Annotated in this window: 1 protein-coding gene; it reads right to left on the bottom strand. The window is 66.4% G+C overall.

Annotation, left to right across the window (positions count from 1 at the left end):
- Positions 1–250, bottom strand: a 250-nt coding sequence (locus GOSPT_RS23425) for an IS3 family transposase (protein ID WP_005209458.1), incomplete at both ends; no start/stop codon positions are given.

Raw genomic sequence — 250 nt, 5'->3', positions numbered from 1 at the left:
GGCCCTGTCTGCGCAATTGGGCATGCACCTTGCGGGCACCGTAGACGCCGAGGTTGTCGGCATGCACCGCGCGGACCTGGGTAAGGAGATCCCGGTCACGCACCACACGAGGCGCCTCGGTCTTCTGGGGGCTCAGGTGGGCTCGTACCGTGGACGGAGCGATCTGGGCGGACGTATCGCGCAATGCCGCACAGATCGGATCGACTCCGTGTTCATCGCGGTGAGCCGCGACGAACTCCACGATCAGCGC

The organism is Gordonia sputi NBRC 100414 (genome assembly GCF_000248055.1).
GTDB classification, from domain to species: domain Bacteria; phylum Actinomycetota; class Actinomycetes; order Mycobacteriales; family Mycobacteriaceae; genus Gordonia; species Gordonia sputi.
Note: the sequence above shows the minus strand (reverse complement) of the source record. Positions and strands in the feature narration are given on the sequence as shown.